The sequence below is a fragment of the Kribbella sp. genome (assembly GCF_035687465.1).
Classification (GTDB): domain Bacteria; phylum Actinomycetota; class Actinomycetes; order Propionibacteriales; family Kribbellaceae; genus Kribbella.
This window is the reverse complement of record NZ_DASRXP010000737.1, coordinates 1-9302: the sequence shown is the minus strand read 5'-3', so window position 1 is coordinate 9302 and position 9302 is coordinate 1. Positions and strand designations below refer to the sequence as shown.

General features: G+C 68.7%; 7 protein-coding genes and 1 pseudogene. 6 read left to right on the top strand and 2 right to left on the bottom strand.

The genetic code is table 11. The annotated features are described in order from the left end of the window. The 4 genes and pseudogenes from VFG33_RS39995 to VFG33_RS39980 all read left to right on the top strand — a co-directional run. Positions 1–266, top strand: a pseudogene (locus VFG33_RS39995) (CBM35 domain-containing protein); the annotation flags it as partial. Between the two features lie 132 nt (positions 267–398). Then, positions 399–2540 (top strand): alkaline phosphatase family protein, encoded by a 2142-nt coding sequence (locus tag VFG33_RS39990; RefSeq protein ID WP_325058260.1) that lies wholly within the window; start codon positions 399–401, stop codon positions 2538–2540. Beyond that, entirely contained in the window at positions 2541–3308 is a 768-nt protein-coding gene (locus tag VFG33_RS39985; protein ID WP_325058259.1) for an MBL fold metallo-hydrolase, read from the top strand. Then, on the top strand, positions 3305–3934 hold the full coding sequence (locus tag VFG33_RS39980) for a DedA family protein (protein ID WP_325058258.1): 630 nt from the start codon (positions 3305–3307) through the stop codon (positions 3932–3934). Before VFG33_RS39985 ends, VFG33_RS39980 begins: the two co-directional genes overlap by 4 nt. 3 nt (positions 3935–3937) lie before the next feature. Here the strand turns inward: VFG33_RS39980 and VFG33_RS39975 are convergent, their stop codons facing one another. After that, a complete protein-coding gene (locus tag VFG33_RS39975) occupies positions 3938–4579 on the bottom strand; it encodes a TIGR03085 family metal-binding protein (RefSeq protein WP_325058257.1) in 642 nt (213 codons plus the stop codon). A gap of 99 nt (positions 4580–4678) precedes the next feature. On the opposite strand from VFG33_RS39975, the gene VFG33_RS39970 reads away from it, so the two are divergent. Next, on the top strand, positions 4679–6532 hold the full coding sequence (locus VFG33_RS39970; protein WP_325058256.1) for an ABC transporter ATP-binding protein: 1854 nt from the start codon (positions 4679–4681) through the stop codon (positions 6530–6532). After that, positions 6529–8328: an ABC transporter ATP-binding protein gene (locus VFG33_RS39965; RefSeq protein WP_325058255.1), complete on the top strand. Its 1800-nt coding sequence runs from the start codon at positions 6529–6531 to the stop codon at positions 8326–8328. The genes VFG33_RS39970 and VFG33_RS39965 overlap by 4 nt, the downstream gene beginning before the upstream one ends. A 247-nt stretch (positions 8329–8575) precedes the next feature. Here the strand turns inward: VFG33_RS39965 and VFG33_RS39960 are convergent, their stop codons facing one another. Beyond that, on the bottom strand, positions 8576–8896 hold the full coding sequence (locus VFG33_RS39960) for a Fe-S cluster assembly protein HesB (RefSeq protein ID WP_325058254.1): 321 nt from the start codon (positions 8894–8896) through the stop codon (positions 8576–8578). Positions 8897–9302 lie beyond the last annotated feature (406 nt).

Genomic DNA, 9302 nt, shown 5'->3' with positions numbered 1-9302 from the left:
CGGACTCCTGGGTGCAGAACACCGTCTACGCGCCCCGCGCCGGCAGCTACACCCTGTACGTCGGGTACGCGAACGGCACGGGCTCCACCGGCAGCCACGGTGCGGTCGTCAACGGCAACAACCAGGGGTCCGTCAGCTATCCGGTCACCGGCTGGGACAACTGGCAGCAGACCTCTGTCCCGATCACCCTGACCGAAGGCTGGAACACCGTCCGGCTGACCAAGGGCGACTCCTACACGGAGGTGGACTACCTCGAGCTCCAGTGAGGGTTGACCCGCTCCCGGAGTCAGGGTTCACCCGGGATCATCCCGTTCGCTGCGTGGCGCAGTACTGGCCTCATGGGCCGGGCCTCGTAGTCTCGGTGTAGCAGTCGTGCATGCGAACGGGGAGTCCGAGAGTTGGCAAAACCACCTGAACAGGTCTCCGGCCATCAGCGCCGGTTACCGATCTGGTTCGACCTGCGCCGCACCACCAGCGGCCTGCAGGCGATGCTGCTCGGCGGTCTGGCGTCCCTGGTCTCGCTGATGATCACGTTCTGGACGCTGCCGCAGATCAGCAGCGACGGATGGATGCCGATCGTCCGGCTGGTCGTGTTGCTGGCTGTGATCGGGCTGATCGTGCGGTGGATCCTGGCCGGGATCGCGATCCTGATCGGATCCGTCGGAGTGCTGGTCGGCGGCCTGTTGTCCCAGTTCGGCGTGGTCTACCTGGGGGTCACCCTCGATCCCGGGGTGAAGATGCACGGCGGCGTCGAGGCGCCGGTGATCGTGTCGATCGTGATGGCGTTCGTCAGCGCCTTCGTCGGCTGGGTCGCGTACGCGGGCAGCGACGATGCCTATGTGTCAGAGGTGATGCGGAACGTCCGGCGGCGGGCCCGGCGGATCCCGGCCGCGCCGAAGACCGGACTGCTGATGATCCAGCTCGACGGGCTGTCCGCGCCACTGCTGAACTGGATGGTGATGGCGGGCAACCTGCCGAACCTCGGCGGCTGGATCCGGGACGGCAGTCACTCGATGATCGGCTGGCACACAGGAGTACCGGCGACCACGCCGGCCAGCCAGGCGGGCATCCTGCACGGTGGCGCCGGCCAGATCCCGGCCTTCCGGTGGTACGAGAAGGAGACCGGCCGGGTGATGGTGACGAACCGCGCCCGGGACGCGGCCGAGATCGAGACCCGGATGTCGACCGGCCGCGGCCTGCTCGCCGACGGCGGGACCAGTATCAGCAACAACTGGTCCGGTGACGCCAAGAAGTCGGAACTGGTCTTCAGCCGTGCCGCGCTGCCGAACGGCCGCAGCCGCGGCTATGTCCGCTTCTTCAGCAGTCCACAGGGTGCCGCTCGCGGTCTGGTGCTCTGCGTCGCCGAGATGGTCAAGGAGATCCACCAGGGACGCAAGCAGCGCCGGCTGAACCTGGTCCCGCGGGTCAAGCGCGGCGGCTCGTACATCTTCCTGCGGGCGATCTCGAACGTGCTGCTGCGCGACCTGAACGTCTCGCTGATCACCGACGAACTGATCGACGGCACCCCGGCGATCTACGTCGACTTCGTCGACTACGACGAGGTGGCTCACCACGCCGGACCGACCCGGGCGGAGTCGCTGCAGACACTGGAAGGCCTCGACCGGGTGCTCGGTGCGCTGAAGCGGATCATCGACACGCTGCCGCACTCGTACGAGATCGTCGTGCTCTCGGATCACGGCCAGAGCCAGGGCTCCACCTTCTTGCAGCGGTACGGACGGACGCTGACCCAGGTCGTCGACGATCTCGTGGACACCACCCGGGAGCCGGTCGCCGCCAGCGGGCGGTCCGAGGCCTGGGGTCCGGTCAACGCGTTCCTGACCGAGTTGAGTCTCCGCCGCAGCGTGGCCGGCACGGTGACCCGCAAGGCGCTGCATGGCAAAGCGGGCAAGGGTGAGGTCCAGCTCGGTCCGGCCGATTGCGAGCCGCCCGTTGCGGCGGACGAGCAAATGGTGGTCACGGCCTCGGGCAACCTCGCGCTGATCTACCTCGCCACCACGATGGGCCGGGTGCCGCTGGAGGAGATCGAGGTACTGCACCCTCGGTTGATCCCGGGCCTGGCGATGCACCCGGGCATCGGTTTCGTGGTGGTCGAGTCGCTGGCCGAAGGGCCGGTGGCGATCGGCCGGGCCGGGGTCCACGTGTTGCGGTCGGGCCGGATCGAAGGGGACGACCCGTTGGCGAAGTACGGGCCGTTCGCTGTCGCGTCCATGCTGCGGCAGGCGGAGATGCCGCACAACGGCGACATCGTGGTGATCAGCCGGGTGGACGACTACACCCAGGAGGTGGCCGCGTTCGAGGAACTGGTCGGCTGCCACGGCGGTCTCGGCGGCTGGCAGACCGAGGCGGTCCTGGTGCACCCGCGCCGCTTCGTGGTGGACGAGCCCCCAGTAGGCTCCGACGCGGTCCACGCACTCCTGATCAGCTGGCTCGACCAGCTCGGCCAGCGCGATCACGCCGCTGACTCCGAGGATCTGGCGGAACGTGTCGCCACTTCGACGGACGCGAGCGTGGAGGCCTGAGTGCAAGTCACCTGGTGGGGACACAGCACCACCACGATCGAGGAGAACGGCACGCGGCTGCTGACCGATCCGGTGCTGACGTCGCGGATCGCCCATGTACGTCGCCGCCGCGGGCCGGCGCCGCTCCCGGCTGCCGGCGAGTGCGACGCGGTGCTGGTGTCGCACATGCATGCGGATCATCTGCATCTGACCTCGCTTCCCCTGGTCGCCGCCGACGCCGCGCTCGTCGTACCGCGGGGCGCGGCGAAGCTGATCCACGCCGACTGCGGTCCGGCGTACTCGGACCGTTGCATCGAGGTTGCCCCGGGCAACCAGGTTCGGATCGGCGGGCTGGACATCACCGCCGTGACAGCAGCGCACGACGGACGCCGGCTGCCGTGGTCCTCGTACAGCGGACCGGCGCTCGGCTACCGGATCGAGGGTTCGCCGAGCGTCTGGTTCGCCGGCGACACCGACCTGTACGACGGTCTCGCGGCGGAAGCTGGTCCGGTGGATCTGGCCCTGGTTCCGGTGGGTGGCTGGGGCCCTTCGCTGGGGGAGGGACACCTGGATCCGGTCCGGGCGGCCGAGGCGGTTCGCCTGGTGGGCGCGCGAGTGGCGATCCCGGTGCATTTCGGGACGTTCTGGCCGATCGGGTGCGACTGGCTGAGGCCGGAGTTGTTCCTGCCGCCGGGAGAGAGGTTCAAGGAAGCGATGGCTGAGGTCGACGCCGCCGTCCGGGTGGAGTTGCTGGTACCAGGGGAGTCGACCGAGGTGGTCCATTCATGACGGGTCAGACCGACTTCGATCTCTGGTACCTGATCGTGCTCGCCGGGGCGGTGCTGTTGGGTGCGGTGCTGCCGGTGCTCCCGACGGGCGCGGCCGTGTCGGCGGGCGCAGTACTGGCGTCCCATCACAACCCGATCGGGTTGGTCGGCGTGCTGATCGCGGGCGCGGGCGGGGCCTACCTCGGTGACCTGATCGTGTACGCCGGGGTGCGGGCGGGCGGGGAACGCCTTGCCAAGCGGGTCGGATGGTTGCGCGACAACGCCTCGCTCGACGCGCTTCGGGTGCGGTTGTCCGAGCACGAGATCACGGTGCTGCTGACGTCCCGGTTGATCCCGGGCGGGCGGGTGCCGGTGCTGCTCGCTGCCGGGCTGGCGGGGTACCGCTGGCACCGGTTCGCGGTGGTGGACCTGGCGGCATCGTCGCTGTGGTCCGCCGTCTACATGGCGATCGGCCTTCTCGGTTATGCGCTCTTCGACAAGCCCTGGCAGGGCGTAGTCGCAGCGATCGCCTTGGTTCTACTCACCACCCTGATCAGCACCGCGATCCAACGCATCCGCCGCAAACGCGCCGAATCAGCCGCGGCACCAACCTGCGATACCGGCGGTCCCGTCTCCGAGGCCAAGTAGAAGTCAGACGCCGAACTTGGTGGTGCGGAGGCGGTCGATGGTTTGGGCGTCGCCTTCGAGTTTGACCTGGGCGACCGGCTGGCGGCCGGAGAAGAACAGCACCAGTTCGGCCGGCTCACCGGTGGCCGTGACGGAACCCAGTTCGTTCGGCTTCTTCGCCACGGTCGACGTGCCGTCCGGGAGCCGTAGTACCAGACCGCTCGGCGCCTTGCGGGCGACGCCCTTCGCTGTCAGCCGGAGCCCCTTCCACAGACCCTGCTGCTGGTCGGCCGGCAGTTCGCGGACAACGAAGTCGGCGACCGCCCGGCGGACGTCCTCGTGGTGGATGAAGTACTCGGTCGTGTTCAGGTTGTGGCCCAGGCCGGGGAACGAGTAGATCGAGAAGGTCGGCGGCCCGTAGCGGACCTTGTCGACGATCTCGGCGTACGAGTACTTGTTCTTGGTCTGCGCCATCCGCCGCGCGGTGGTGTCCGCCAGCGCCGGGATCATGATGCCCGGACCCGCCAGCGGATCCGCCTCCCGGACGTAGAGGTGGACGGCCAGATCGTAGGTCGTCCATCCCTCGCACAGGGTCGGCTGGTCCGGCCCGACCCGATCGAAGAGATCACACAGAGCGAGTCGCTCCACCCGGCTGTAGTCGGTCATAAGTCGATCGTAGTTGTCGGTACCCAATGGCAGAATGTCATTCGTTGTCAGCCCTGTGGCTGGCTATGCCCCTGACAGTGTCGTCCTAAGGATGTGTGCGTGCCGTCGCCGAGTGTCCCCAGCAAGGGAAGCGTGACCAGACGTGGGTTCGCGGTACTCGCGGTCGGAATCCGTGAGGAGCCCTGGGTCTTCGTCATCTCGGGGTTGTTGAGCACGCTGTACGGCGCGATGACCGTGGCCGACGGGTGGGCACTGGGGTGGTCGACGGACCACGTGATCCGCCCGGCGCTCGAGCGCGGCGACACCACCTTCGGCGCGGTGGCCGGGATGGTCTCGCTGTTCCTGGGGATCGCCGTACTGCGTGCCATCGGCGTGGTCGGCCGACGGGTCGGAGCCGGCGTGATGCAGTACCGCCTGCAGGCGACGTACCGGCGTCGTGTCACCCGGCAGTACCTCAAGCTGCCACTGGAGTGGCACCACCGGCACCCGACCGGGCAACTGCTGTCCAACGCGAATGCCGACGTCGAGTCGACCTGGTATCCGATCGCCCCGCTGCCGATGGCGGTCGGCGTGATCGCGATGCTTGGCTTCGCGATCGCGGCGATGTTCGCGGCTGACGTGTGGCTCGCGCTGGTCGGCTGCCTGGTCTTCCCGCTCGTCTTCGTCGCGAACGTGATCTTCCAGCGCACGCTGCAGCCGCTGGCGACCCGGGCCCAGCAGCTCCGCGCCGACGTCTCCGAGGTCGCGCACGAGTCGTTCGACGGCGCGCTGGTGGTGAAGACGCTGGGCCGGGAGGCCGCGGAGACCGAGCGGTTCAAGAAGCCGACGCTCCTGCTGCAGGACGCGAACATCAAGGTGAACAGGGCTCGCGGGGCCTTCGACCCGGTGATCGAGGGGCTGCCGCGCCTCGGGGTACTGGCCGTTCTGCTGGTGGGAGTCGGCCGGGTCCGGTCGGGCGCGGCCGATGCCGGTGACGTGGTGCAGGTGGCGTTCCTGTTCACGCTGATCGGGTTCCCGATCCGGGCGCTCGGCTGGGTGCTCGGCGAGCTGCCGCGATCGGTCGTCGGCTGGGATCGCGTCCAGCGGGTGCTCACAGCCGAGGGCGGGATGGAGTACGGCGAGCAGCGGCTGACCTCGACCGGGGCGGCCAGGCTCGAGGTGTCCGAGCTGCGGTTCGGCTATCTGCCGGATCGCGATGTGCTGGCCGGGGTGGACTTCACGCTGGAGCCGGGGCGGACGGTGGCTGTGGTCGGTCCGACGGGATCCGGCAAGTCGACGATGACCACCATGCTGACCCGGCTGGTCGACCCCGAGGAGGGTTCGATCCGGATCGACGATCTGGATCTGCGCTCGCTGGCCCGCGACGAGCTGGCCGGCTCGGTCGCGCTGGTCGCGCAGACCGCCTTCCTCTTCGACGACACGATCCGCGGCAACATCACCCTCGGCGGCGACTACAGCGACGAGGACGTGTGGGACTCGCTCCGCATCGCCCAGGGCGACGGGTTCGTGAAGTCGCTGTCGCACGGCCTCGACACGAAGGTCGGCGAACGCGGTACGACGCTGTCCGGGGGCCAGCGGCAACGAATCGCACTGGCCCGGGCTCTGGTACGGCGTCCCCGGCTGCTGATCCTCGACGACGCCACGAGTGCCGTGGATCCCCAGGTCGAAGCGCGGATCCTGGCCGGCCTGCGCAGCGCAGTACAGGATGCTGCTGCGGACACGACCGTGCTGGTGATCGCCTATCGCAAGGCGACGATCGCGCTCGCGGACGAGGTGCTGTTCCTGGATGAGGGGCGGATCGCCGACCAAGGCACGCACCTGGAGTTGCAGGCCCGGTCGGCCGCCTACCGGGACCTCGTCGACGCCTATGAGAAGGACGCGGCGAGACGTGAGGAAGAGGCTGAGCTCGCTGCCGAGCTGGATGATCTGGATTCCGAAGGAGCATCCGCATGAGCACCGCTGAGGCGAGTAGCCGGCTGGACCACGGCGACGATGCCAATGGGCTGGAGACCCTGCGCCAGGGGGTCCGGGTGTCGCCCGAGCTGATCAAGGGCTGGTGGATCACCGGGCTGCTCGCGCTGACGATGACCGCCGGCCGGATCGTCGTACCGATTGCGGTGCAGCAGACGATCGACAAGGGTCTGTCGGCGGCCGGCGGGCCGGACATGTCCTTTGTGGCGTGGATGTGCGTGCTCTGTGCCGGTGGCGTGCTCGTCACGGGCATCGCGTCGTACTTCACCACCGTGCGGCTCGCGACGAACTCCGAGCGCGGGCTGGCGACGATGCGGATCAAGGCGTTCCGGCACGTGCACGACCTGCCGGTGCTGACCCAGAGCACCGAGCGGCGGGGCGCGCTGGTCAGCCGGGTGACGTCGGACGTGGACACGGTGTCGCAGTTCCTGCAGTTCGGCGGGTTCATCTTCCTGGTCAGCCTCGGGCAGATGGTGCTCGCGACCGTGGTGATGTTCGTCTACTCGTGGCAGCTCGCGCTGGTGGTGCTGCTCTGCTTCGTGCCGCTGTTCGCGAGCTTGAAGTACCTGCAGCGGAAGATGTCGGCGGCGTACGGGATCGTGCGGGCGAAGGTCGGCGACATGCTGTCCGCGATCGCCGAGCCGGTGGTCGGTGCCCAGATCGTCCGGGCGTACGCGGTCGAGCAGCGCACCCAGGGCCGGATCGACGCGTCCATCGAGGACTACCGGCGGACCGCGACCCGGGCCCAGACGCTGACCGGGGTGACCTTCTCGATCGGTGGTCTCGCCGCGGGGCTGGCGAATGCCGGCGTACTGACCGCGGGCGTGCTGCTCGGGATCGACGGGCACGCGACGCTGGGGGAGATCCTCGCGTTCATGTTCCTGGTCGCGCTGTTCTCCGACCCGGTGCAGATCGCGACCCAGGTACTGACCGACGCCCAGAGCGCCTTCGCCGGCTGGCGCCGGGTGCTCGGCGTGATCGCCACCCCGGCCGACGTGGTGGACCCGGGTGAGAACGGCGTCTCCCAACCGCGGGGTCCGGTGACGGTCGAGTTCGCCGATGTCGACTTCGCTTACCCCGAAGGCGAGCTCGTACTGCGCGACGTCAGCGTCCGGCTGGAACCCCATCGCAGGGTCGCTGTGGTCGGCGAGACGGGTTCGGGCAAGACCACTTTCGCCAAGCTGCTCACGCGGTTGATGGATCCCACGTCGGGCGAAGTACTGCTGGACGGGGTGAACGCGCGGGAGATCTCGTTCGCGTCGTTGCGCGAGCGGGTCGTGATGGTGCCGCAGGACGGGTACCTGTTCGACTCGTCGCTCGCGGAGAACGTGCGATTCGGCCGACCTGACGTGAGCGACGAGCAGTTGCTGGAGGCGTTCGCGGATCTGGGACTGTCGGACTGGCTGGAGTCGCTGCCGGACGGGCTGGACTCGTCTCTCGGTCAGCGAGGCGAGTCCCTGTCCGCGGGCGAACGGCAGTTGGTCGCGCTGGTCCGGGCGAACATCGCCGACCCCGACCTCCTGGTCCTCGACGAGGCGACCTCCGCGGTCGACCCCGGTACCGAGGTCCGGGTGAACGCCGCCCTGGAACGCCTGATGGCAGGCCGCACCTCGGTGACGATCGCGCACCGGCTGTCCACTGCGGAAGCGGCCGACGAGGTCCTGGTCTTCGACAACGGCCGCATCGTCGAACGCGGTCCCCACGCCGACCTCGTCGCGGCAGACGGCGTCTACACCCGCCTCCACGCCAGCTGGATAGCCCAACGCACCGCCCTGTAACAGCATCCGGCGCCGGGTAGCAGCGCCCGCGCCGCGGACTAGCGGTATCCGGCGCTGCTGGGTGGCAGCGCCCGACGGGACGGCATCCCGTACACAGCCCAGCGGGCCGGGGGAGAGAGTGACCCGGCCCGCTGGCTTCGGTGTTGTCCTTTGGCGCTTCGTGCTGCGTTGCCGCTGATGGTTTCGTGCGGTGTTGCCGGGTGGTGATGGGCCGCGCTGGTGAGGCAGCGCGCCCTGGCTCCAGGGGTCAGGCCTTCGGCGCAGCACCGTTCTCGTGCCCGGCGCCTGGCTGCGGCACCAGCAGGAACTCGACGCCGCCCTTCTCGTCCACTGCCGCATCCAGAATCTTGTCGTCCAGCGCACCAGCTGCATTCGGCTCGAGGAACACCCGCGCGCCGCTCTCCTCGACCACCTGATCACCCGGGTACGGCGACTCGGTCGTGGTGACCGCCAGCGAAGGATCAGCCGGATTCTCCTGCGAGATCCGGACGCCGGCACCCTCCGGTGCGCCCTCAACACCCGTGATGCTCTTGATCACCAGGGTGGCGTTCTCTGTCAGGGTAAGCACAACAAACTCCTAGCATCGATTGCGATGAACCCGCCCCGTGCCCGTTCCCCCCACCCCCAAACATCCCCGCCTCGCCTGGTCCGCAGGCGCAGATGGTTCGCCGCTCGGCGAGTGCAGGTGGTTGGTCGGCGATGGGTGGATGTGGTTCGCCGGGTGCATAGGTGTGGGTGGTTCGCGGGTAGGTGCATGTGGTTCGCGTCGCCGGGCTGCGTGAGTTTGCTGGTCGTGGTGAGGTGAGTCAAGGGCGCTTCGCGGCCCTTCGGGCTCGAACAAGTTCGACCCTTGACACCCACCACCTCGGCCAGGGAAGGACGCAGCTACGCGGATCCCGCGCAGAGGTATGAGCTGCATCAGGGGATTCCGTCCGCCCGGGTGGTTCCGGCGGGATGTTCGGCGCTTCCGCTGA

Bases quoted from the DNA above. Each gene is read 5' to 3' on its own strand.
- VFG33_RS39980 (WP_325058258.1), top strand. From the start codon at position 3,305: ATGACGGGTCAGACCGACTTCGATCTCTGGTACCTGATCGTGCTCGCC.
- VFG33_RS39975 (WP_325058257.1), bottom strand. From the start codon at position 4,579: ATGACCGACTACAGCCGGGTGGAGCGACTCGCTCTGTGTGATCTCTTC.
- VFG33_RS39965 (WP_325058255.1), top strand. From the start codon at position 6,529: ATGAGCACCGCTGAGGCGAGTAGCCGGCTGGACCACGGCGACGATGCC.